General features: G+C 60.9%; 21 protein-coding genes and 1 pseudogene. 11 read left to right on the forward strand and 11 right to left on the reverse strand.

The genetic code is table 11. From position 1 onward, the window contains the following. The first annotated feature begins 40 nt into the window (after positions 1–40). The 8 genes from FHX09_RS06055 to FHX09_RS06090 all read left to right on the forward strand — a co-directional run bounded on the left by FHX09_RS06055 (position 41) and on the right by FHX09_RS06090 (position 8,590). On the forward strand, positions 41–1,681 hold the full coding sequence (locus tag FHX09_RS06055) for a dihydroxyacetone kinase subunit DhaK (protein ID WP_132589011.1): 1,641 nt from the start codon (positions 41–43) through the stop codon (positions 1,679–1,681). Positions 1,682–1,707: 26 nt separating this feature from the next. After that, a complete protein-coding gene (gene dhaL, locus FHX09_RS06060; protein WP_132589010.1) occupies positions 1,708–2,322 on the forward strand; it encodes a dihydroxyacetone kinase subunit DhaL in 615 nt (204 codons plus the stop codon). Then, complete coding sequence (dhaM, locus tag FHX09_RS06065) at positions 2,319–2,717, forward strand: dihydroxyacetone kinase phosphoryl donor subunit DhaM (protein WP_132589009.1); 399 nt, start codon at positions 2,319–2,321, stop codon at positions 2,715–2,717. Before dhaL ends, dhaM begins: the two co-directional genes overlap by 4 nt. Then, a complete protein-coding gene (locus FHX09_RS06070; RefSeq protein WP_132589008.1) occupies positions 2,717–3,061 on the forward strand; it encodes an HPr family phosphocarrier protein in 345 nt (114 codons plus the stop codon). The genes dhaM and FHX09_RS06070 overlap by 1 nt, the downstream gene beginning before the upstream one ends. Next, a complete protein-coding gene (locus FHX09_RS06075; protein ID WP_132589007.1) occupies positions 3,045–4,625 on the forward strand; it encodes a putative PEP-binding protein in 1,581 nt (526 codons plus the stop codon). Before FHX09_RS06070 ends, FHX09_RS06075 begins: the two co-directional genes overlap by 17 nt. A gap of 1 nt (position 4,626) precedes the next feature. Continuing rightward, complete coding sequence (locus FHX09_RS06080) at positions 4,627–5,037, forward strand: hypothetical protein (RefSeq protein ID WP_007797384.1); 411 nt, start codon at positions 4,627–4,629, stop codon at positions 5,035–5,037. A 59-nt stretch (positions 5,038–5,096) separates the two neighbouring features. Beyond that, the gene (locus tag FHX09_RS06085; RefSeq protein ID WP_184449487.1) at positions 5,097–6,089 is read left to right on the forward strand and encodes a dihydroxyacetone kinase subunit DhaK; all 993 of its coding nucleotides are present in this window, start codon (positions 5,097–5,099) and stop codon (positions 6,087–6,089) included. Positions 6,090–6,967: 878 nt separating this feature from the next. After that, on the forward strand, positions 6,968–8,590 hold the full coding sequence (locus FHX09_RS06090; RefSeq protein ID WP_184449489.1) for a DUF1254 domain-containing protein: 1,623 nt from the start codon (positions 6,968–6,970) through the stop codon (positions 8,588–8,590). Between the two features lie 238 nt (positions 8,591–8,828). On the opposite strand, the pseudogene FHX09_RS06095 reads toward FHX09_RS06090, so the two are convergent. The 11 genes and pseudogenes from FHX09_RS06095 to FHX09_RS06145 all read right to left on the reverse strand — a co-directional run. Further along, positions 8,829–8,960, reverse strand: a pseudogene (locus FHX09_RS06095) (IS110 family transposase); the annotation flags it as partial. Positions 8,961–9,094: 134 nt separating this feature from the next. Further along, positions 9,095–9,604 (reverse strand): ion channel, encoded by a 510-nt coding sequence (locus FHX09_RS06100; protein ID WP_007797373.1) that lies wholly within the window; start codon positions 9,602–9,604, stop codon positions 9,095–9,097. Between the two features lie 96 nt (positions 9,605–9,700). Then, positions 9,701–10,393, reverse strand: a complete 693-nt coding sequence (locus FHX09_RS06105; protein ID WP_184449491.1) for a hypothetical protein — start codon at positions 10,391–10,393, stop codon at positions 9,701–9,703. Positions 10,394–10,424: 31 nt separating this feature from the next. Beyond that, positions 10,425–10,994: an OmpA family protein gene (locus FHX09_RS06110; RefSeq protein ID WP_132589077.1), complete on the reverse strand. Its 570-nt coding sequence runs from the start codon at positions 10,992–10,994 to the stop codon at positions 10,425–10,427. A gap of 27 nt (positions 10,995–11,021) precedes the next feature. Further along, on the reverse strand, positions 11,022–11,450 hold the full coding sequence (locus tag FHX09_RS06115) for a cysteine rich repeat-containing protein (protein WP_184449493.1): 429 nt from the start codon (positions 11,448–11,450) through the stop codon (positions 11,022–11,024). 60 nt (positions 11,451–11,510) lie between these two features. After that, entirely contained in the window at positions 11,511–11,780 is a 270-nt protein-coding gene (locus FHX09_RS06120) for a hypothetical protein (protein WP_132589001.1), read from the reverse strand. 116 nt (positions 11,781–11,896) lie between these two features. Continuing rightward, a complete protein-coding gene (locus FHX09_RS06125) occupies positions 11,897–12,922 on the reverse strand; it encodes a HupE/UreJ family protein (RefSeq protein ID WP_184449497.1) in 1,026 nt (341 codons plus the stop codon). Then, on the reverse strand, positions 12,919–13,890 hold the full coding sequence (locus FHX09_RS06130) for a peptidylprolyl isomerase (protein ID WP_132588999.1): 972 nt from the start codon (positions 13,888–13,890) through the stop codon (positions 12,919–12,921). The genes FHX09_RS06125 and FHX09_RS06130 overlap by 4 nt, the downstream gene beginning before the upstream one ends. A 14-nt stretch (positions 13,891–13,904) precedes the next feature. Beyond that, positions 13,905–15,092 (reverse strand): hypothetical protein, encoded by a 1,188-nt coding sequence (locus FHX09_RS06135; protein WP_132588998.1) that lies wholly within the window; start codon positions 15,090–15,092, stop codon positions 13,905–13,907. A gap of 79 nt (positions 15,093–15,171) precedes the next feature. Then, positions 15,172–17,415: a DUF3604 domain-containing protein gene (locus FHX09_RS06140; RefSeq protein ID WP_246699401.1), complete on the reverse strand. Its 2,244-nt coding sequence runs from the start codon at positions 17,413–17,415 to the stop codon at positions 15,172–15,174. Between the two features lie 56 nt (positions 17,416–17,471). Continuing rightward, on the reverse strand, positions 17,472–19,097 hold the full coding sequence (locus tag FHX09_RS06145; RefSeq protein ID WP_184449499.1) for a DUF1254 domain-containing protein: 1,626 nt from the start codon (positions 19,095–19,097) through the stop codon (positions 17,472–17,474). Positions 19,098–19,435: 338 nt separating this feature from the next. Between FHX09_RS06145 and FHX09_RS06150 the strand changes: the two genes are divergently transcribed. The 3 genes from FHX09_RS06150 (at position 19,436) to FHX09_RS06160 (ending at position 22,375) form a co-directional block, all read left to right on the forward strand. Continuing rightward, positions 19,436–21,238: an adenylate cyclase gene (locus FHX09_RS06150; RefSeq protein WP_132588997.1), complete on the forward strand. Its 1,803-nt coding sequence runs from the start codon at positions 19,436–19,438 to the stop codon at positions 21,236–21,238. 121 nt (positions 21,239–21,359) lie between these two features. Then, positions 21,360–22,166, forward strand: coding sequence for a DUF2092 domain-containing protein (locus FHX09_RS06155; RefSeq protein WP_132588996.1), 807 nt, complete (start codon positions 21,360–21,362; stop codon positions 22,164–22,166). After that, positions 22,163–22,375: a hypothetical protein gene (locus FHX09_RS06160; protein ID WP_007797336.1), complete on the forward strand. Its 213-nt coding sequence runs from the start codon at positions 22,163–22,165 to the stop codon at positions 22,373–22,375. Before FHX09_RS06155 ends, FHX09_RS06160 begins: the two co-directional genes overlap by 4 nt. Positions 22,376–22,408: the final 33 nt, after the last annotated feature.

The raw sequence follows: 22,408 nt of genomic DNA on the forward strand, positions 1-22,408 counted from the left end.
ACGAAACAACCGCACTGGCATAAAAGACGGGTCTTTCTCCATGAAACATTTCTTCAATCGCCGGGAAACAATTGTCACCGAAGCCCTCGATGGCCTGCTCCTGACAAGCAGTGCGGGCCGTCTTGCCCGTCTGGATACCTTCCCCGATATCAAGGTGATCCTGCGCGCGGACTGGGATAAATCGAAGGTCGCAATCATCTCTGGCGGCGGAGCCGGACACGAGCCCTCGCATGCCGGCTTCGTCGGCAAAGGCATGCTCACCGCGGCCGTATCCGGCGAGATCTTTGCCTCGCCCAGTGTCGATGCCGTGCTGACAGCAATCCGCGCCGTGGCCGGGCCCAAGGGTGCACTGCTCATCGTCAAGAACTATACGGGCGACCGGCTGAACTTTGGCCTCGCCGCCGAAAAGGCGCGTGCCGAAGGCTTCGCTGTCGAGATGGTGATCGTTGCCGACGATATCGCGATCCCCGGCATCAACCAGCCTCGCGGCGTTGCCGGAACGCTGTTTGTGCACAAGATCGCCGGTTATCACGCCGAAGCCGGAGCCGACCTGAAGACGGTCACCGCACAGGCGGCGGCAGCGGCGCGCGACATCGTTTCCCTCGGCATGTCGCTTTCGACCTGCAGCGTGCCCGGTCAGGCACATGAAGATCGGCTTGGCGCCGACGAAGGGGAGCTCGGACTTGGCATCCACGGCGAACCCGGTGTCGAGCGCATTTCCCTGCAACCTGTTGCCGACCTCGTTTTGACGATGACCGAACGGCTGGCCGGCAAGGTCGGTGACACAGGAGATCATGCGCTGTTGATCAACAACCTCGGCGCTGTGCCGCCGCTTGAAATGGGCGTCATCGCCAATGCGGTGCTATCGTCACCGATCGCCGGCCGCGTTCGGCTGATCATTGGGCCGGCCCCGATGATGACCGCACTCAACATGAACGGCTTTTCCCTGTCACTGATCCGGCTGGACGCTGACCGCGACGCTGCGCTGAAGGCCGCCGTCGCGCCGCATGCCTGGCCGCCCGCCACCGAACGGCACGAAATTGCCATCGTTACGGCGCCGCAAAGACCGTCCATGCGGAACGGAGCGACATCGGCCAGTGACGACAAGCACAATCGCCGTTTTCTGACGACGGTGTGCGAGCACCTGATTTCGCTCGAGAGCGAGCTGAACCGCCTGGATAGCCGCGTTGGCGATGGCGATACGGGCTCCACCGTGGCGACCGGCGCGCGCAGTATTCTTTCGCGCATCGACACGCTGCCGCTGAAGGATCCCGCCGCCTTGATGGCCTCGGTCGGTGAGATCTTGAGCACCAGCATGGGCGGATCGAGCGGCGTGCTGCTCTCGATCTTCTTCACGGCCGCATCCAAGGCCATGGCGGAAAAGGCTGATATCGCTGCTGCCCTGCTTGCCGGGCTCGATCGGATGACGTTCTATGGCGGAGCCAGTGTCGGCGACCGTACAATGGTCGACGCACTGGCTCCGGCGCTTGCTGTTTTAACATCAGGTAATGTCGCCGGAGCAGCAAAGGTTGCGGCAGCCGGTGCCGAGTCGACAAAGGCAATGCGAAAGGCAAAGGCGGGCCGCGCCTCTTACGTCGGCGAGAGGGATCTGGAGGGCGTGCCGGATCCGGGAGCTGTCGCTGTGGCAAACGTATTCGAAGTGGTCGCAGCGCTGGCATGAGCTGGCGCGGTGCTGGGAGGCAACAGATGCAGGCAGAACCAGTTCTCCTTGCGGGATTGATTGAAGCTTGCCGTGCGACGATTGCGGCAAACAGCGATCATCTGTGCGCCCTGGATCGCGCAATCGGTGACGGCGATCACGGAACCAACATGCGGCGCGGCTGTGAAGCAGTTAGCGCCGAAGAGGCCACGGTCGCGTGCCTCCCCTTGCCCGACGCGCTGGAGAAAATCGGTCTGACACTGGTGATGAACATAGGGGGCGCTGCCGGTCCACTCTACGGAACGTTGCTGATGGAGATGGGGCGCGAGCTACGCAAATCGGATCAGGAGCAGGATTTTTCCGCTGCGTTGAAGCAGGCCATCGATGCCGTTGCCCGCCGCGGCCGTTCGCACGCAGGAGACAAGACCCTCCTCGACGTGCTGTATCCGGTCCAGGATGCACTTGCGCACCGTTCGCCATTGACGGATATCGTCCGGCAGGCAGAACTTTCCGCCGCACTTACCGCCGCCATGAAGGCCATGCGTGGCCGCGCATCCTACCTCGGAGAGCGTTCGATTGGCCACGTCGATCCGGGCGCCTCGAGCTGCGCTCTGCTGACAACCGCTATTTGCCGCTACCTTGAGGAGTACCGCCCGGCATGAGTGTGAAGACCCCAAACGTCGGGATCGTGATCGTCTCCCACTCTGCGCTGGTCGCGCGGGGCACGGCCGACATGGTCCGGCAGATGGTCGGCGACAGCGTGCCGCTCGCCTGGTCGGGCGGCAACAGTCAAGGCGAACTCGGCACGGATGCCCGCGGTATCCTGAAGGCCATCGAGGAGGCCTGGTCAGAGGCAGGTGTCGCGGTCTTCGTCGATCTTGGCGGAGCCGAAACCAACAGCGAGATGGCCATCGAAATGCTGGGGTTGCCGCGCGCCAAGCTCGTCTTGATTTGCAATGCGCCAGTGGTGGAAGGCGCCGTCATCGCCGCTGCGGAGGCCTCCGGCGGAGCATCGCTGGCCAAGGTCGTAGCGACGGCAGAGGAGCTGTCCCCCTGATGAGCGGCGGATTGCGCATAGGAAACCGGGAGGCCGAACAGGTGCACGCCAGTTGCCAGACGGAGGTCGAAGTGAAGCACGGCGTGGGATTACACGCCCGGCCTTCCGTGACATTCACGCGACTGGCAAAGTCGTTCCCCTGCTCGATCGAAGTTGCGGTCAATGGCAGCGACGTCTGGCTGAATGGCAAGAGCATCATCAAGATCATGGGCGCCAGGATCCGCAAGGGATCGATACTGAAAATCCGCGCCGACGGAATCCTCGCAGAAGAGGCAATCCAGGCATTGAAGGACCTCATCGAGCGCAACTTCGATGAGGAAAAGAAGCATGGCCGCACCGCTTAGGTTGAAAGCAACAGGCGCGTCTCCGGGCGTCGCATCCGGGCCGGCCTATATCGCGGAGCCGCTCGCCGCTGCCGCGTCACTGCCATCAAGCGTTTCTGACCATGCCGAGCTCGCCGACGCGATCAACACAGCCATCCGCGAACTACAGGACCTTGCGACCGGGACAGACCCCGAGAGCCGCGATATCATCGAGTTTCAGATCGAAGTGCTGCAAGATCCGACGTTAGCGGAGATGGCCGACGCGCGCATCGATCAGGGCGAAAACGTGGCGTTCGCCTGGGTCGGGACACTCGACGGATACATCCGCGAACTGGAGTGCTCAGCCGAAGACCAATTGCGGGCGCGTGCCGTCGACATTCTCGACATCAAGAATCGCGTCCTGTCGGTCCTCACTGGAACGCCGGTCGACGACTTTCCGGCCGGATCCATCTATGTCGGAAAAGACATGGAGCCCAGTCGCTTCCTCGCACATGACTGGTCGGCAGGTGGCGGTATCGCTCTTTATGCCGGCAGCGCGGTCGGCCATGTCGCCCTGCTTGCCAGATCCCGGTCTGTCCCGATGGTTATTGGCGCCGGCCGTTTCGCGACAGAGGGAGGACAACACATAGGGGTTGATGGCGATTCAGGCCTCGTCATCCTTCAGACAGCCAAGGAGATGGTAACGCCGGCCCAATTCGACCATCCCGTGACAAGCACCGTGTCGACAGTCGACAACGGAAATCTGCGCACGGCCGACGGTTTGCAGGTACTGTTGTCCATCAACGTCAACGCGCCCGATGACGTCGATGCGATCCCGGCTGCGACAACCGCCGGCATCGGGTTGATGCGCTCGGAATTCGCGGTGATGTCGCTCGGCGATGCTGCAAACGAAGAAAAGCAATTCGCGATCTACCGTCGCCTCCTGGATTGGGCCGACGGCCGGTCGGTAACCATTCGCATGCTGGATATAGGCGGCGACAAGCCGCTCTCCGGCCTCACCGAGATGTCCTCACTGCGCGGCATCCGCCTTCTCCTTGCCCGGCCGGAGATTGCGCGTGTTCAAGCCCGTGCACTCTTGCGCGCAGCCGTCTTCGGCAATCTTCGCATCATGCTGCCGATGGTGACGGTCCCATCCGAAGTCGAAGACATCAGGCAGATCTATCGCGAAGAATCCAGCGAACTTGCCCGCCGCGGCGTGCTCAATCGCATTCCCCCGATCGGAATGATGGTCGAGGTCCCGGCCGCAGCGCTCATGCTGGATGCGTTCGAAAGCGCGGACTTCTTCTCGTTCGGTACGAACGACCTCGCGCAATACCTCGTTGCTTCGCCACGCGAGGACGCCGACTTCGCCCTGTACCAAGCCCAGGCAGTGCCGGCCTTGCTGCGCCTGCTGACCCAGGCTGTCAAGCTTGCCGGCGGCAAGCCACTTAGCATCTGCGGCGATATGGCCGCAGACCCCTCCCGGACCGCGGATCTGCTTGCCGCGGGCATCAGGCATTTTTCCGTGGCGCCAGCTCGACTTCCCGCGATAAGATCGGCAATCGTCGGTCTGAACGCCGATGGGACAAAGGCAGCCGGAGAATAAGATGGCGCGCGAAGACACCGAAGACGCCATTATCGCCTATAAGTCCATTCTGGCGCAGATCATCGACAACCGACCTTCGGGAACACGTCAGCGACTGGCCACGGAACTCGGCAAGCATCGCAGCTTTGTCACGCAGATAACAAGCCCGACCTATGCGACGCCTCTTCCTGCCCGGCATCTCGCGACGATCTTCCGGGTGTGCCATTTCAGCGCCGCCGAACAGGAGCGCTTTCTGGACGCCTACCAGGCCGCACATCCGGGCAAACTGCCGGAGCTTGGCGCCTTAGAAAAACTGAGGCACCTTTCACTGATGGTGCCTGATTTCGGCGACGAGCGGCGCAACCGGCTGCTGGAGGAAGCAATCGCCGATCTGGTGCAGAAGATTGCCGCAATTTCCGGGCCGCCGGATTGAGCAAACCCTTGTGGCACATACGACAAGTCTGACACGATCATCGCCTTGGGAGGGGCTTGATGAAGAAGTTCATGAACACAGCCGAGACCATGGTCGCCGAAAGCGTCGAAGGCTTTGTGCGCGCCCATGAGGAGTTCGTTGTGTTCGGCGCCGACCGCAAATGCATACGCCGCCGCCACCTGGTTCCCGGCAAGGTCGCGATCATCTCCGGCGGCGGCGCCGGTCATGAGCCGATGCATATCGGCTTCGTCGGTCGCGGCATGCTTGATGCCGCTTGCGTCGGGCATATCTTCACATCTCCGACGCCGGACCAGATCGTCAGCGCGATAGAGGAAGCAGACACTGGCGCCGGATGCCTGCTGCTCGTCAAGAACTATGATGGCGACGTCATGAACTTCGAAATGGCGGCGGAGATGGCGGCGGGCCGGCATAAAATTGAAATGGTACTTGCCAGCGACGACATCGAAACGACGAGGGCCGGCGACGGTCGCGGTCGACGCGGCGTTGCCGGCACGCTTATCACGGAAAGGCTTCTGGGAGGCGCCGCCGAGCAGGGCCAGTCCCTCGCCGAACTGAAGGCCATTGGCGACAGCCTCTCCTCGCGCATCCGGTCGATGGGCGTCGCACTGACGGGTGTGGCGGTGCCACACACGCAGCGCACGACGTTCACGCTTGGGCCGAACGAGATAGAAATGGGCGTCGGCATTCACGGGGAGCCTGGCCATTCAAGAGAGCTCTTCTCTGACGCCGACACCATCATCGGCCATCTGAGCGAGGCGATCTTTTACGACATCAGCCGAAGCACGGACAAAGCATTGCTCCTCGTCAACGGGCTTGGCGGCACGCCACCCGCCGAACTCTACCTTGCCTACAACTCCGCGCTGCGCATCATGGAGGAGCACGGCGTGCGGATCGAGCGCTCGCTGGTTGGCACCTATGCCACCTCGCTCGACATGCAGGGCCTTTCCATCACGCTTGCTTTCCTTACGGACGAGGAGTTTTCTCTATGGGATTCGCCCCTTGCAACCGCTGCGTTGCGCTGGGGCTGCTAGGTATCGGCACAGCCAAGCGCCTCCGTGCAATCTCAGACCGCCCATCAGTTCCACCTTCCAGGTGTCACGACCAGAAAGCGATGAACGTGCCTGGCTTTTGAGACCATAGAGAGATCAAGCTGCGAGGATGGATGTTCGCGCGGCAGTGGCTTGAGCTCGAGGCTGCCTGCGGCAGCATGCGTTTCGTTTCAAGCCATGGACCGATCGCCAAACTGTCTTATCTCCACGCGGCCACATGACCGCTTCCAATAGTGCCAACGTCGTAACGCCGCCACGGCAAACTGGCGCGAAATAGGCTTGTCTATCGCGGCATAAGCAGGTTCTCCCGGGACCTTTCCGCAGCCTTGTCCAGGTTAAGGCGACACTTCCGTGCCGCCCTCACGGAAAATGGAATGAGAAACGCGGCGCATGCCAGCTATCAAGTCGTTCCTTTCCGTTTGAACCGTAGGCATCCCACGAGGTTAAGTGCCGTCATTTCCAACATTTTCGAGAGATTATCGAGCAAATGCCACCGAGCGGATCTTGATAATTCGCGCGGCACCTTTTTCGTCACTTCCGGTTCTTTGCCCGTGTACCCGCGAAGATCGCGTCTCGACCCAAAGCAGAAGTTCCGCTGATCCCCGCAAACTCTCACTAACGACCCTAGGGCCGTGCGCAGGAGGCAAGCGAAGTTCGGTGGCAGCCGTATGTTACTGTAACGTACTTGCCATTTCTCGATGCCGTGGGAAGATCGCGCTGCACGTTCTGCGGGCAAGCTGAGTGTTAGCTTCGGCCGGCAATACTGTGCGAAAGGTATAGGTTTGCGCCCGTGTTGTTGTGGCGTGAAACGCGCATGCGCAGTCCGTTCCAAGTAGAAAAATTATTGTGGAGGGAATGAAATGGCATCGACAGCAAGCAGGCTTTCCTTTCTGGCTCTTCTCCTCGTGACAACTGGTCTCAATGGCGCAAGCATAGCCTCCGCCCAGACTGCTGCTGAAGTTCCCCCGGCGATCACCACGCCGGACAAAGTCGAGACGCGCATTGGCACGCTCGACTTCAAGGACGGCATGCCGAGCAAGGAGACCATCGCCAAGGTCTATGACAATCTGGACTTCACGCACGCTTTCGAGGCGTTTGTAAACACCTTGCAAGGGGTCAGCATACACGCACTCCACAAGGGCTTTCTGAGCGCCGGTGTCAAGGATAACGAAGTCCTTGTCTTTTCCGAGCTGATGGACGCCAAGTCGCTCTTCCTGACGGCCAATGCCGACACCGTCTATTACATGGGCATGCTCGACCTGACCAAGGGTCCCATGGTGCTCGAGGTGCCACCCAAGGCGCTTGGTGCCATCGATGACTACTGGTTCCGTTGGGTCATCGACATCGGGCTGCCTGGGGCTGATCGCGGCGAGGGCGGGAAATACCTCATTCTGCCACCCGGCTACGATGGTCCCCTGCCCGATGGCTTCACTATCGCCCGCGCCCGGACCAGCATCGTCATATGGTTCGCTCGCTCGTTCCTGGAGAACAACCATCCCAAGCCCGTGGCCGAAACGGTCAGAAAATTCACCAAGGTCTATCCCTACGAGGCCGGCGGCGTCGGCACCCCCATTGCCGACTTTTTGAGCGGCAAGGCTGAGCTTGGAAAAGTCACGCCGCCGCCGCCGACCGTGTTCCACGAAGGTACCGGCAAGGTGATGAACACCGTCCCGCCGAATGACTTCAGCTATTACGAGATGCTCAACGAGGTCGTGCAGCAGCAGCCTGCAGGGTCGCTCGATCCCGAGTTGATGGGACCGATCGCCGCCATCGGCATCATCAAGGGCAAACCCTTCGCGCCGGATGCGCGGATGAAGAAGATTCTCACCGAAGCGCTGGCGCTCGCCAATGCCACTTCGCGCACCCTGTTTATGGCTCCTCGCGATTCAACTTTGTACTACTACCCCGGCTCGGGGTGGCAGAACATGCTGTTCGAGGTCGGTTACGAGTTCGAGACGCCGGTTCCGCTGATTACAACCGAAGGCGTAAAGCCTTACCCGCCGACCGGTTATCGCACGCTCGATGCGCGAACGGACTTCTTCTATGGCGTCACCGGGATCACGCCCGCAATGGCCATGCGTCTACCCGGCATTGGTTCGACGTACCTGTGGACGATGGTCGACGCAGATAAGGAGCCCTTCGACGGCGGCAAGACCTACAAGGTTACCTTGCCGAAGGACATCCCCCAGGCGAACTTCTGGTCGTTCACGCTCTATGACAACATGACGCGCTCGATGCTCGACACGCCGCAGCGCTACCCACGCGCGGGCAGCCAAAGCTTTCCGTCACCCGCCGCAGAAGCGGACACCGACGGCACGACGACAATCTTCTTCGGCCCGACGCAGCCAGCGAATGTCAAACGAGGCAATTGGATTCAAACGATACCCGGAAAGGGTTTTATCCCGTGCCTGCGGCTCTACAGCCCGCTTGAACCGTTTTTCGCCAAGACCTGGCGGCCGAGCGAGGTCGAAGTCGTTAAGTAATCAGCGAGCAAACGCGATAGCATCGCGTCAGGGACGCGACCACCTCTTGGCCGTTTTCGTCCATCCTCGATTTCGAACGGCTGTTTGCGGGACCAAAACTTAATTTAGTCGAATAAACGTGTTTCGCGACCCAGGCGGCCTCGTAATCGTTTCCCAATCCATTGCGGTCCTTGCCGATCGTCGGTCCCTGGGCAGCTTCGGGCCCAGGCCGCGTCTCCTTGGCCCCCAAATTGTCATTGCGCTCACGCGAGAAGCGGCGGCGGTCCTCTTCCTCGGGCGCCGGCACCCGGACCATCGCACATACCCGCTACTCGCCCCGCTGATGGGCGAGCAGCGCCCGCACCAGCGCTTCGCCATCGGGTGCTTCGGATCGGTGAGCTGCAACGGGCATGCTTCCTCCAAGGTAGGGTGTTTGTGGTTAAGCGACCTCACGTTGCCACAGCGCTGATCGCTATCCACGCTCCTCATAGGATCTGCATAGTTCCGCATTTTCGAGTAGCAGCATTAACGCGGAGGTCGGCCTTCTGGCTCCCCCTTGTCCTCTTCCACGCGTTCTCGTCTCGCCTGCAGTCGGTCGAACTTTCCGAAGTCGGTCATGATGCTGACCAGAACACTTCCGGTCCAGCCGAAAGTGAACAGCCCCGACATGCCGATGATCGGCCCTAGGAGCCGCCATCGATCCGGCAGGCTGACGTTGCCCTCTCCGAGCGTCGTGTAGCTCTCCAAGACGTAGTAGTAGCTGTCGCGCATCGAGGGGATGATCTCCCTGACATAGAGTGGTACCGCCCAGATCAGTGTTTCTGCGAAATGCAAGATCGCCAGCGCAGCGATCGTCACTGCCAGCATCACGTTCAGCCGCCAATGCGGCGTGGCGCTGGTGACGTGTGCCCAAGACTTGCTGAACTGAAGGCCGATGCTTCGGATACCCACGCCATGCACGAAGATGACCACGATCAGAAACACGGTGCCGACGAGAATTTCCAGAACGGGGTTCGGGTTCGTTAGATGGTCCAATCGCGAGGTCCTCAGTCTTGTCACCTGCGGTGGGAGGCGTTTTGAGAGCCTCCCACGGGGCCGACACCAGCACGGGCATGTTGCTGCACCCTGGCGCTAGTAGCAGGGAGGATAGGGGTAATATCCGCATGCCGGAGGCGGGTAGTAGCGACGATCCTCAGCGACCGCGGCACCGATTGCCGCTCCTGCGACAACGCCGGCTCCGTAATATGCGCCAGGATGTGCGTACCAACCGCCACGCCAGACCGGAGCACGGAAACCAGCGCCTCCGACGGCAACGCCCCCGTAAGGACCGCGGGCCGCAAACCAGTCGATGAACAGCGATGCAGGACCGTCGGCACGGGCGAGATCGCCTTCTAGGACGGCGACCTCAAAGGTCAGGTTTCCGCCTTCGAGCTTCGGCGTCTTCAGGACGACGACGGCATCGGCGACGGTATCGCCCTTGCCGCTCAGGACCGAAATCGTCGCATTGGGCGGATCCTTGGCGAAACTGTCCGGGCCTTCATCCCATTGCTTGATGAACTCGGAAGTTAAGACATGACCTGCAGAGCGTACCGGGCGGTCGGCAAACACGATAGACACCGCCGAGATGCCGCTCATCGTCAGCTTGCCGTTCTCAAGCTTTGCGCCTGCGGAATTGAGGACGGCCAGCGACGGCACCATTTTTGACTTGGTCGCGCCGATGGCCTTCTGCGCAGGTGCCGAGATGGCGTCCTGCGCGAGAACCGGCGTCGACGATAGAAGGCCTGCTGCGATTGCGATCATGAACATATCGGAGATTTTGAGCATCTGCTTCCTCCCGTTTTTCCACTGAGTGGCGTTATTTCAACAGTCCCAGATTGATCAGTTGAACACGTCGGTTGTCTGCCGCCTCCGGGTGGCCCGGATCGATCGGCCATTCCTCGCCGGCACCGACCGAGAACAAGCGATCTGGCGAAACTGCGAAGGTGGTCGACAGCGCTTCGTTGATTGCGTCGGCGCGCTTCTGGCTGAGTTCGAGATTGTGCTTGGCACTTCCTGTCGCACTGGAATGCCCGACAATGAGGAACTTGTAGCGGAACAGATCCGGATGATGCAGGGCATCCGCGATCAGCCCGACGGTGCGGTAGGATTTCGGCTCGATTGCCGTCGAGTTGTTTTCAAAATCGATCTCGACGATCAACTGCGAGAGCTCCGACAGCTTGTTCCAGTTGGGCAGCGCTGCAACGCCTTTGCCGACGTTGGCGTTTGCTTCTTCCACCAGCAGAGCAACATCGACGGCAGGTGCTGCAGACTTCACCTGTCCAAGCGTGCTCATGATCTGACTGTTGTCGAGCTGCTGGGCCGAAGCAATGCTCGGAGCCAGAAGCAGGCCGAGTGCCATTGAAATGCGAAGGCCGTGAGCGATCATGTTGTTTTCCCTCTTTCCGGTCATGGTTCACCGCCATCCGGCGTCGGTAATTGCTTGGTTGCATTCCCTGTTGTCGACGCGCTTCGTCTCGACGAGGCAGGACAGAATGTTCCCGTCGCCCTTCACGCCGTTGCAGTACTGGGAGATGTCATGCTGGCAGACCTTGAACACCGACGCCTGCGCCTCCTGGCGCTGGGCGATCGACGACATGACGCTCGCGAGCGTCGAGGTACACGTTGGGGAAACCTTGGATGCGTTCTTCTCGAGACAGGCCTGGATGCGGCCCTTGCCGAGGTTCTCGCCATTGCAGAACTTCTTGATGTCGGCGCCGCACGCCTTGGCGAGCGTCGTCACCGCATCGGCGTAGCTGATCGTATCTGCCTTGCTAACGGCCGTCATGGAGAGGAAGGCAGCGAGCGCCACCCCTGCGAAGATACCAACTCTGTCTCTCATCATTGTTCCTATCCTGGAGCGATTGATCTGAAGTGGTCATTTCCGTCGTATGCGGGGTCGGCTTTATCGCCGTGGCCGTTTGAGCGGGGAGACGGCGGCTTGATTGACGGCCTGTTCGATCTCGATCCGGAGACCCTCGATGAGCTCCTCGTACTCGCCGATGCGCTCGTCACGCTCCGGAGCGGACGATCGCTCCCACTGCAGTTTCTCGTCATGCGCAGTCAGAAAGTCATCGCACATGTCGCAAAACCCTTCGTCGCGGGCGGCGAGTTCCTCGATAACTTTGGCGTGCTCCTTGAATGAGCTCTTCACGAATTCAACACCGTTCCCCATCCGGTTTGTCCGTTCGCGTATGTCGCCTCACAACAGGCGATCTCATGCTGATGCAAATCTCTCCTATTGGGCGGTCACTGAAGGTAATAAACGCTCGCACAGTGCTTGGAGTGGACTCAAAACGCAGCCACGCGCTCGACGAACCAGAATGCCGACATTGCTCCGATCGCGTAGGTCGCCGTGGCAAAGGCATGGCGGCCAAGCCACGCCGGATATCTCGCCAGCCTTGCCAGCGCGATCAGTCCGATCACCGCGGCGATGAACATCAACTGCCCAATCTCGACGCCCACATTGAAAAACAGCAGCGCGAACGGAATGTCTCCGGCCGGAAGGGCCAACTCGGACAGCGCTCCTGCAAAGCCCAGCCCATGCAGCAGCCCAAAGGCGAAGGCCACCATCCAGGGTCGTTGCGCCGTCAGGCTTGTCTGGCCCTTCTGGATACGAATGATCTCGCAGGCGAGCAGCAGGATGCTGAAGGCGATCGCCGCTTCGACGGGCGGTCCGGGCACGTGAACGAACCCGAGGGTTGCAAGCGTCAGCGTGATGGAATGCGCCGCGGTGAACGCCGTCACCGTCAACAGCAGCGCCCGCCAGCTTCGCGCGATGAACATCAGCGCAAGGACAAAGAGCAAGTGGTCGTAACCGAACAGTATGTGTTCGATGCCATGCGTGACGAATGTCTTCGCCACGTCGAGGCGTCCAGGTCGCGAGGCGACGTCGACCCACGGCTGCGAAGGATGGATCATCGTTGTCGTAACCGCTCCATCCAGCATGTGGACCCGTACGAGCACATCTGTGATCGTTGCCTGCAGACCGACGAATTCCACACGCTTGCCCGCAAGACCGCCGGCATCCGTCTCGATCACGCGCGTCTCGACAAGAGAATCTGGAAGATCACGCTGCGCGGGCGCCGTCGCGTCGCGAACGCTGCCCGGGAACCGCAGGGCGACTGGGAGGCGCATGCCTGACAGCATGGGCGTCCGCCAGACGACCTTGTAACGGTTTGCGCCCATCTCATCGATCTGTAGGTATGCGGGCCGGATCTCGTGGGCGAGCGCGTTCGAGACGAGCACCAACAGGGCAACGACGACACCAAAGAGCAGGCGGCAGGGGGAGGTCAGTAACTTCATCCGGGCGCTCATTGTGCGGACAACTCGATCTGGGCGCTGGCTCCGGCTGGAACTTCCAAGCCCTGCAGGTCCTCGGCGGTAACGGTCGGCAGGTTCACGAAATAGCGCGAGCGCATCTCCTTCAGGGCGTTGTTCTTCACCTCTTCGTAGCGTTCGTCGAGCCATGCCGATTTGACAGCAGGTGCAACTTCCTCGAAGGCGGGAACGCGGCCCGGCTCGATGGAATCGACCCAGATGAGATGCCAGCCATAGCCGGATTGCACTGGCCCTTGCCACGAACCCGGCGTCAGTGTGAAGAGGGCTTTGGCAAAGCCCGGTCCGAACTCCCTGGCCATCTGCTCGGGCGTGGCGTCCCCATAGTAGTTCCGGAACATGAACGGATCCGCGACCGACGCGACTTCCGGCGAGTTGGCAGGTTTGCCCGAGACGGCCGGGATAGCGGCTGCGGCAGCCTCGCGGGCGGCTTGGCTATGCTTGTCGGACGAGAAGTACAGATGACGGAAGCTCAGGTGCGGCGAGAGCGCGAAGCGGTCCGAGTGCTTTGAATACCATTCCTTGAGTTGAGCGTTGTCTGGTTCGTCCAGCGTCGCCAGGTCGGCGGCCAGGAAGTCCATTTTCTGCGCCAGCCTTCGCTTGATGATCTCGTCGTCGCGGTCGAGCCCGAGGGAGACCGCTTCGCGAAACAGGATCTCTTCGGTGACCTTCTGATCCATGAGACTGCGCATCTCGTCCGGCGTCGGTGTCGGCCGCCCCTGGGCCAGCCATGTCACCGCCAGTTGACGGACGTCGTCCTTGGTCAGATTGATTGTCTGCTGGTCGACGACCTCCTCCGGCGCGGGCGCGAGCAGGCGGTAGGCACCGAACAGAACCACGCCAACGACGACGAAGTGCAGGAGCGGTTCGCTGAGGAAGCGGTACCCCTTGTTTTTCGGGACATCGAAAACCGCAGAGGCTTCTGGCGCTATCGGCATCAGTTTCATGAGACCTGTTCCTGTTAATCGGCAAATGCACGCAAGGCCGCCTGGGCGGTGGTCAGCGGACTGCGCTGGAGATAGCTGAGGATTGCGAACTGCTCGGCCGGATCCTTGACAGCCTTCGACCTGATGATGGCGACGTAGTCCGCTGTCGCATCCCACGCCTCCCAATCGGCCAGTTCCATGGCGACGAAGCCGGCCATCGGACTGCGCGCCTTGATGAAGTAGCGATAGGCCTCGATCACCCGCTGGCGCGGAACGGCCCCGTCCGCTCCGCCGTGGACACTGAGGGCAAGCAGGGCCGCCTGGATTTCCTGGAGTGTCCGCCGGCGATCGGCGAAGAACGTCGTCTCCAGCCAGTCGACACGGCTCGTCCCGCGCAATTCCAGATCGGCAGCGAGCATGGCAGAAAGGTTGGTCGCGTCCCGTGTCTTCAGGGCCGTAGCTACGTCCTGTTCGAGCGCGGTGGCGGTATCGGGGCCGCCCGCAATGCCCAGCAGCACGGTGTATGCGGCACGTCGTGACGCGAGTTTCGGATCATTGGTCCAGGTTGCGAGCTTGGCAGCGTCAAGCTGAGGCTTGAGGAGCCGGGTGACGCCGTACGGCGCCCGCGACAGTTCGCCAAAGGCAATTTCCGCGACCAGTGGTTCGCCGCTTTCGAGTTGCGGCGCGACGACGTCAATGCGCTCGTGCCATTCGGCGTCGGTCAGATATGACGAAGTGAGCGTCAGTTGTGGCCAAATCCGCTTCGGCGTCTCTGCGCTGTGTTTAGTCTGCGCGAGCTGCCGCAGCCATCCGGCATATTGGACAGGCATTGCGCCAAGGCTGGTCCACTTCTCGGAAACCTTGTCGTGGAGGAGCAGCAAGGGCTTCTCGTCGGGCTTCGTCGCCTCCCCGTCGCCGACAGTCAGACCGTCGACCGACATAACCGCGTCTGCGATCGGGGTCGACAGTCCGGGCTGCACAACGACGTCGCCGACCGTTCCATCTCCCTTTACGACGTCGACGATGCGAAACTGTCCTTGGCCATCCAATGGAACGGCGAGCACGGCCTCATCTGCGGCGTCGAGCTTCTGTCCCGGTGTGACGACCAGCCCCGAGAAGCAAATGGCACAGGCGTGGGCGTTCCCGGCGAATGTCAAGATCAGCATGCCGATGGCCAGAAGCAGCCGGACGGACGCATGTCTGGATAGTAACGTCGTTGCCATTGGGCAGTCTCCATTACATGGGTCCGACCACCGAACCGTGGCCGACTTCGGTCGGCGCGCGGTTCATGATGCTCGTGGCTCAGAAAGGCGCTTTCTGCTGGGTCAAGGGATCCAGCGTCTGCGGTGTCGGGACGACTTCGTAGTTCGCGTAGCCGAACTCGTTGCTGCGGGCAGCGTAATATTTGTCGCCGAGCTTGTAGACGGTCGCTTCGTATGGGGCGTTGTTGAGGGTGGTGACGATGGCCCCATCCTTGATGGCGTAGGCGGTGCCCGACCCGGTCAGGCCTCCATGCAATACGTCGCCGATTTCGCTGGGCTTGGGGATCGAGCCGTTGATGTTGCCGACGAGGCGCTGGCCCGAGGTGGTCCATGTGATGCTGAAGACCTCGCCGGTGACATTGTTGCGAACCCAGCTCGACTTGCCGACGATGAGGTCGGTGAGTGCTGCGGTATCAAGCGCCGTAGCGCCCTGCTGCTTCAGGTCGGCAACGGTGGTACCCTTTTCGGCGGCCGCCCGCAGCTCTTGGGTCGGCGTATACCAGATCGGCGAACTCCATGCCCGCTCCTGGATCGTCGCCGCGACATTCTCCGGAGGCGCGACTCCAAGTTCCTTCGCCTGGATCGTGGTCCAGCGTGGCGTCGGTATCTCCAGGGTGCGGAGATAATAAAATGCGTCAAGGCTCGGGTCGAATTCCGGATCCGTCCAGGATCCCTTCAGTTCCACCGAACCGATGGTGTTGGTATAGCTGGCGTCTGAGATGTTCACGGTGCTGCCGATCGGCGGAACGATGCCGGTGAATTCATCCGGTGCCCGATTGCCAGCCCAGGCGACATCGTAAACCTTCTCGAAACTCTGGCCATGCTTCGACCAGCCCTTGACGATCTGGATGCGGTCGAGATTGCCCGAGGTCGGGTCCTTCACGGCCCAGACGGCAAAGGACGGCGCTTTGGCTTCACCGAGCGGAGGCAGATCGCCGCCCATCGGCACCCCGCCTGCATAGGCGCTCTTCACCCAGTCCGGCTTGGCGACATCAGGCGTGTTGGCCCCACCGAAGAACCGTACCTTGATGTGCGGACCGCTCGTGGCGAATGTTTCCTTGCGCTGCATGGCATCAAACAGCGAGGCGCGGGTGTTTTCCTCGGCCCAGACTCCGGTCAGGCCAGCAGGGTTTTCAAGTCTGACGTCCATACCGGCGAAGACGTAGCCGGACATGCGCTGCTTGATATCGCCGTCATTGCGTGCATGGCCGCCGTAGAAATTGTCCTGGCGATAGGGCACGCCCGTATTGTGGGAATCCGATCCGCCGACGAAGCCGGTCTTGTAGGGGTTGAAGCCGCGCGCCTCCATCATGGACAGGCCGTCCTTGAGGGCCTGCCTGATATAGCTGCCGGAAACGGTCGGGAAGCGGCCGGCGGGATCGCCGAGCAGGTAGGTCAGGATTTCGAAATTGGCAAACTCGTCATTGGGCGAAAGAACCGGATGGGTCTCCGACGCGCCCTTGATCTGCTTGATTTCGCTCAGACGCTCGTTGCGATCACGCGACGTCGCCCAGGCGGCATCGATGGGACGGCCCTTCTCATCGACGTCGGTCGGAAACATGTGGCCGTCGGAGAGATTTGCGTTATGCGAGATCGCCAGAAGATCGTTGCCCGCTTTTCGCTGGTCGTCCATCCAATTCCAAAGATCCGACGGATCGCTTGAATCAATCGAGCTGTAAGGTGCGTGCGGAACCTTGGCACAATCCCGGAAGAACACATTGCGATGCATATTCCGGTTGTTCGGCGTCGAAGTCCACTCATAGGAGCAGAAGGCCGTGAACTTGCCTGGCTCGTTTGCCTGATCGGCCATGTCGATGTTCTGCTTCCAGATGGAACCAGCCACTTCAGGCGAAATGAGTTCCTCGATCGGCTTCTTGTCGACAATCGTACCTCCGAGCCAGAGGTAGATGCGCGTGATATCGGCCGGGTCCTTCACGATTAGTTTTTGCGCGATCGGAAGCTTGCTGATCGCGGAACCGGGCGAGTTGGCAAGCGCGACGGTCCCTACATATTCGGAGTGATCCGTGACGCCCATCCAGTCGAGTGGCGTCTCGATCTTGATGTCGTATCCGAGCGGATGCTTGATGGTCTCGCCCTTGGCATACCTGTACGCATCGGCTGGCGTGCTCTTGGTGTTGCCGAAAATGTAGGCGTCGAACGACCATCCGGTGTGGACGTGGGTTTCGCCGAAATAGGCCTGCCTTTCCTGTGCGCACACCGCAGTGACGGAGAGCGTCAGGATCGTTGACGAGAGCAACAGAATAACTTGGTTCGATCTGCGCATCATTAGCAATCCTTTATCAAACGAGACCGGGTGACCCTCGCGGGGTCACGTAGATCTCAGCGGACTTGTTCGATTTCGGTTGGACGCCATTCCTTCGTGAAGAAAGGTTCGAGCGGGCTGTAGAGCCGCAAGAGCGTGAACCATCCCTTGCCAGGAACCGTCTGTATCCAGTTGCCACGTTTGACGTCCTTCGGCTGATCGGGGCCGAAATAGATCATCGTGGAGCCATCCGCGGCTGCTTGCGCCGCGGGAGACGGATAGGTCTGGCTGCCCGCACGGGGATATCGTTGGGGCGTGTCGAGCATGGAGCGGGTCTGGTTGTCGTAGACCGTGAACGACCAGAAGGCCGCCGCCGGTATGCCCTTGGGCAGCGTTACCTTGTAGGTCTTGCCGCCGTCGAGGGCCTTCTTCTCACCGTCCAGGAAGCCCATGAGGTACTGCGAACCGACGCGCGGCAGTCGCATGATCATACCGGGGGAGTCCAGGGTGTAGCCGTAGTAGAAGGCCGTCTTGGAGTCGAGCGTGCGCGCGCCAGTCGGCGGAAGCGGATCGAACAAACCGTCCTTGGTGAGCATCGGCGGCGGCGTCTCGAAGTTCGCCCCACCCTCCCACAGCATGTTGGCCCAGGACGAGTCCTCATAGTAGGTCCATCCGAGGGAATCCTTCGGCCGCCAGTTGAGCACGCGCCCGGAGGCGTTTCCGACCGCCGCAGCGTCCACGAGGATCTTCTTCATCCGCTCGTTCGGCTTGAACTCCTTGCCTTTGGCGATCCCGATCGCCGCCAGTTGTCCGGCCAGCTCGGGATTGTAGGAGTCGGCTGGCTCCGCCTGGATGTTGTCATTGATCATCTCGAAAAACGAGACGTCGTTTGGCGGGATCGTATTGAAGGCCTTGCCGCTGGCATCGATGAAATTTGTTTCGGGAACCGGTGGATTGGCTTCGAGCCTGACCTTGCCTTCGAGGGCCGTCGCTATGCTCGTTCCGAAGCCGCCGGGCGTATAGGGGTAGATCTTCAAGGTCTTCTTGATCAGGTCGACGGTCGGCTTCGGATCATTTTCCGTCAAGAAGGCGCGGGCAGCGTACAGCGCACGCAATGTCCTGGAGTGCGCCACATGGAAACCGCTGTCCGGAAGCGGACCATCGTAGCCCGGCGGGATCAGCAGATATCTTCCGCCTTCGCCGCGATCCGGGCCGGGAAAGCCGATATCGATGATCCACTGGAACCACATGTCGTTGATGGTGCCGAGCCCCTTCGGCGGCTGTTCGATGACAACCGGCCCCTTGGAAAGATCGATGACGGCGAGGTAGTAGACCGTGTCCGCATTGGCCGTGAGGAACAGCGACTTGGAATCCATCAGTTCGGGAAAGATGACGACGTCGTTGTCCTTCGCGCCGATGCTTTGGAACCCGCGTTCGAGCGCGATCGCGGATGCGCCGCCATAGCTATTGAGGAAGGCGTCGAGGCCGCGCGTGAAGTCGAGCGTGTCATAGATCTTCTGGGCGGTCTCCGCAGTAGGAGCGCCGTCCTTGAAGTCTAGCGTGCCGATCCGCGTCTCGACCTTGTCGGGGGTCGTTATCGCTTTCGGGACTTCGAACGCGTTCTGGGCGAATGCCAAGGTGCCCAAAGCCGACATGGCCAAGGCAACTGCTAGTAGCGAGACCGTTCTTTTTTGCGCCGTCATGATGTTCCCTCGATCGGTAGACCTATCATTCAGCGGAGCTCTGCCCTGAGGGCATGGGACACCGAGCAATTCTCAACTCGGGATCCTGACCGGGCATCGTAAAAGCGCAAGTATGTAACAGTAACATACGGGGTAGTCTTGGGGTGGCTCCGCGCTTACTGCATGATCTTGTCGACGTCTTCTTTGGGACTCACGATATTAACCCACGGTGCAACAATAGCTTGCGTCGTGTGCAGTATGTGCGTGGACGACGATCGATTTCTGCAGTAGGTTGCATTCGAAATGCTTCATATAATTTCTGGTACAGGCGTCCCTCAAGAGCGGGTGAGGAGAAAGTCGTGCAGAATGAATTGCCAGATGGGCGCGTCGCTGCGCCATCATCGCCGCGCCCTCCTCCCACCCTGGACGATATTCGCGACCAGCTAGCGCGCGTCGTCAACAGTCCGGAATTCCCCGGTGTTGGCCGCAGCGCCGCATTCCTTACCTATGTGACGGACGAGGTGCTTTCCGGGCGTGGAGATCGGATCAAGGGCTATTCGATCGCCGTGGAAGTGTTCAAGCGCTCGGAAGGCTTCAAGCAGGACGATCCCGTCGTTCGCATCGAGGCTGGACGCCTGCGGCGGGCGCTGGAGCGTTACTACCTGGTGGCCGGACAGAATGATCCGATTCGAATAGACATGCCCAAGGGCGGATACGTTCCGTCCTTCGTGTGGAACGATGCTTCACCGAACCCCGACGATCCAGGCTTGTCCCGACCGCGCGCGCAATGGCGCAAGCTGATGCCGATAGGCGTGGGAGCCGCGCTGATGCTCTGCGTCGTGGTGACCGCGCTCGTGCTGTCTGCTTATCTGCTGCCAGGTTTGCCGAAGTCTCTAAAGGCCCAGTCGGAAGGTCCGACGCTCGTCGTCGCGCCGTTCGCCAACCTCGGGGATGGCCCGAAGGCGGCGCTCTACACCTCCGGCTTGACGGAGGAGCTTCTGACAGCGCTTCCTCGCTTCAAGGAAATCAGGGTCTTTGGCCGCGAAACGTCCACCTCCCTGCCATCGGAAGTCGAGGCGTCCCAAGTCCGGGACGAGCTCGGTGCCCGCTTCCTTCTTGTGGGCGGCGTTCGCGTTTCGGACGACCGCGTTCGTGTGACCGCGCGCCTGCTTGACACCGCGACGAGCGAAATCCTCTGGTCGCAGACTTACGACGACGACATCAAGAGTGGCGATCTGTTCAGTATCCAGTCGGACGTAGCCAACAAGGTGGCGACAGCAGTGGCCCAGCCCTACGGCATCATGGCTCAGTCGGACGCAACCAATCCGCCCCCTGAGGATCTCGGTGTCTATGGCTGCACGCTAAGCTTCTATGGATACCGTGCGGAATTGAGCGCCGTCCGGCATCGTCGAGTGCGGGACTGCCTTGAGAGCGCCGTCGCCCGGTACCCGACCTTTGCCACCGCATGGGCGATGCTCTCCATCATCTATCTTGACGAGGACCGGTTCCAGTTCAATCCGAGTACCAACGCGACGCCGGCGATCGATCGTAGCTTGCAGGCCGCCCGTCGTGCCGTACAACTGGATGCGGGCAATACCCGTGCCCATCAGGCGTTGATGACCGCGTTGTTCTTCAAGCAGGAGGTTGCCGAAGCACTGCATGTGGGCGAACAGGCGTTGGCGACCAACCCGAACGACACGGAACTGCTCGGAGAATTTGGCACCCGCGTCGCGATGAGTGGCGAATGGGAGCGTGGCGCGGCGCTGCTCGACCGCGCACTTGCCCTTAACCCCGGCGGCGGCGGCTACTACCACGGCACGCGCGCGCTCGCCGCCTACATGCTGAACGACGACAAGACCTCGGTCATCGAAATCAAGCAGGCGGATCTCCAGAAGTTTCCTTTCTTCCATGCGGTCGCCGCGGTGATCTATGTCAATGCCGGGATGATGGACGAAGCGCGCCGCGAGGCTATGTGCTTCAACGAGATGAGACCGGATTTCGTACCCAATGTCGTGGCCGAACTGAAGGCCAGAAACTTCCAGCCAGGCGACCGCGCGAGACTGATTGCCGATCTAAGGAAGGCGGGCCTGCCGGCATCGGACGAAGTACGGGAATCGATGCTGCTGCCGGTTCACAGTTCGTCCGTGCTTGTGCCACGTTGACTGGCGCGCGGCCAGTGTCTGGGGCAACGGCACAGATGCTACCAGATGTTACGGGCGTTTTCCGTCGTCCGACTGTAGAGTTCGCCGGATTGCAAGGATCAACTCGGGAGGGCATGCGTCGATGACCAGACCATCAGGAAGATCTCAGCATCGGTTGGCGATCGCACTCGCGGCCGGGGCGCTCGCCATGATCGTTTCGGGATCCTTGTCGGCAACCCGTGCCGACGAAGCCGACGCCAAGAAGTTGGTGAAGGCGATGTCCGACTATCTCGCCTCCCAGAAGGCCATCTCCTTCGCCTACGACACCAACTTGGAAGTCGTCACCCCCGAGCATCAAAAGATCCTGCTGGCAAGTTCCGGCAAGGTGGAAATCGGCCGACCGGACAAGCTCCGCATCACCCGGCACGGCGGTTTCGCCAACGTCGAGATGGTCTTCGACGGCAAGACGGCGACCGTTTTCGGCAAGGACGCCAATCTCTATGCGCAGGCCGAGGTGCCCGGAACCATTGCTCACCTGGTCGACGAGATGCGAGACAAGCTGCATCGGCCTGTTCCCGGTGCCGACCTCCTGTTGCCCGACGTCTACGGCACGTTGATGGACGGCGTGACGGACGTGAAGGATCTCGGCAGCGGCGTCATCGGCGGCACCGAGTGCGACCACCTCGCCTTCCGCGCCAAGGAGGTCGACTGGCAGATTTGGATCGCTCAGGGCGAACATCCCTACCCCTGCAGGTATGTGATCACCGCGACGCAGGTCGATCAGGGGCCGCAATACAGCATCCAGATCAGCGACTGGAAGACGGACACCGACATCGTGGCGGCAGACTACACGTTCAAAAACACCACGGACGCCAAGAAGGTCGATCTGTCGAAGCTCAAGGACACCGACGAGCTTCCCGACCACCTCGCAAAAGGAGCCAAGCAATGACCCTGTTCAGACGCGTGAGAGTTCTCCTGATTGCCGCGGCCGTTGGAATTTCCGGGCTTGAGGTCGCCGAGAAGTTTTCAATTCCTGTGCCAGACGGCATCGTAACACCGGCCGAAGCCCGGATCGGCCGGCCGCTGACGCCGGTCAGCGTCGCCGGAGTGGCACGGCGCACGGTCAGGCGCTGCGCGGTGGGCGTCTACTACTGCTAGGACGAGGCGATCGAGGGTCTGTCGGTCAGCATT

This window comes from Rhizobium sp. BK538, from assembly GCF_014197575.1.
Lineage (GTDB): Bacteria > Pseudomonadota > Alphaproteobacteria > Rhizobiales > Rhizobiaceae > Rhizobium.

What these genes read in the sequence shown, in the direction of transcription:
- FHX09_RS06075 (WP_132589007.1), top strand. Translation starts at nt 3,045, where the DNA reads ATGGCCGCACCGCTTAGGTTGAAAGCAACAGGCGCGTCTCCGGGCGTC.
- FHX09_RS06090 (WP_184449489.1), top strand. Translation starts at nt 6,968, where the DNA reads ATGGCATCGACAGCAAGCAGGCTTTCCTTTCTGGCTCTTCTCCTCGTG.
- dhaM (WP_132589009.1), top strand. Translation starts at nt 2,319, where the DNA reads ATGAGTGTGAAGACCCCAAACGTCGGGATCGTGATCGTCTCCCACTCT.
- FHX09_RS06130 (WP_132588999.1), bottom strand. Translation starts at nt 13,890, where the DNA reads ATGAAACTGATGCCGATAGCGCCAGAAGCCTCTGCGGTTTTCGATGTC.
- dhaL (WP_132589010.1), top strand. Translation starts at nt 1,708, where the DNA reads ATGCAGGCAGAACCAGTTCTCCTTGCGGGATTGATTGAAGCTTGCCGT.
- FHX09_RS06110 (WP_132589077.1), bottom strand. Translation starts at nt 10,994, where the DNA reads ATGATCGCTCACGGCCTTCGCATTTCAATGGCACTCGGCCTGCTTCTG.
- FHX09_RS06145 (WP_184449499.1), bottom strand. Translation starts at nt 19,097, where the DNA reads ATGACGGCGCAAAAAAGAACGGTCTCGCTACTAGCAGTTGCCTTGGCC.
- FHX09_RS06085 (WP_184449487.1), top strand. Translation starts at nt 5,097, where the DNA reads ATGAAGAAGTTCATGAACACAGCCGAGACCATGGTCGCCGAAAGCGTC.
- FHX09_RS06120 (WP_132589001.1), bottom strand. Translation starts at nt 11,780, where the DNA reads ATGGGGAACGGTGTTGAATTCGTGAAGAGCTCATTCAAGGAGCACGCC.
- FHX09_RS06135 (WP_132588998.1), bottom strand. Translation starts at nt 15,092, where the DNA reads ATGGCAACGACGTTACTATCCAGACATGCGTCCGTCCGGCTGCTTCTG.
- FHX09_RS06080 (WP_007797384.1), top strand. Translation starts at nt 4,627, where the DNA reads ATGGCGCGCGAAGACACCGAAGACGCCATTATCGCCTATAAGTCCATT.
- FHX09_RS06155 (WP_132588996.1), top strand. Translation starts at nt 21,360, where the DNA reads ATGACCAGACCATCAGGAAGATCTCAGCATCGGTTGGCGATCGCACTC.
- FHX09_RS06070 (WP_132589008.1), top strand. Translation starts at nt 2,717, where the DNA reads ATGAGCGGCGGATTGCGCATAGGAAACCGGGAGGCCGAACAGGTGCAC.
- FHX09_RS06115 (WP_184449493.1), bottom strand. Translation starts at nt 11,450, where the DNA reads ATGATGAGAGACAGAGTTGGTATCTTCGCAGGGGTGGCGCTCGCTGCC.
- FHX09_RS06055 (WP_132589011.1), top strand. Translation starts at nt 41, where the DNA reads ATGAAACATTTCTTCAATCGCCGGGAAACAATTGTCACCGAAGCCCTC.
- FHX09_RS06140 (WP_246699401.1), bottom strand. Translation starts at nt 17,415, where the DNA reads ATGCGCAGATCGAACCAAGTTATTCTGTTGCTCTCGTCAACGATCCTG.
- FHX09_RS06125 (WP_184449497.1), bottom strand. Translation starts at nt 12,922, where the DNA reads ATGAGCGCCCGGATGAAGTTACTGACCTCCCCCTGCCGCCTGCTCTTT.
- FHX09_RS06160 (WP_007797336.1), top strand. Translation starts at nt 22,163, where the DNA reads ATGACCCTGTTCAGACGCGTGAGAGTTCTCCTGATTGCCGCGGCCGTT.
- FHX09_RS06105 (WP_184449491.1), bottom strand. Translation starts at nt 10,393, where the DNA reads ATGCTCAAAATCTCCGATATGTTCATGATCGCAATCGCAGCAGGCCTT.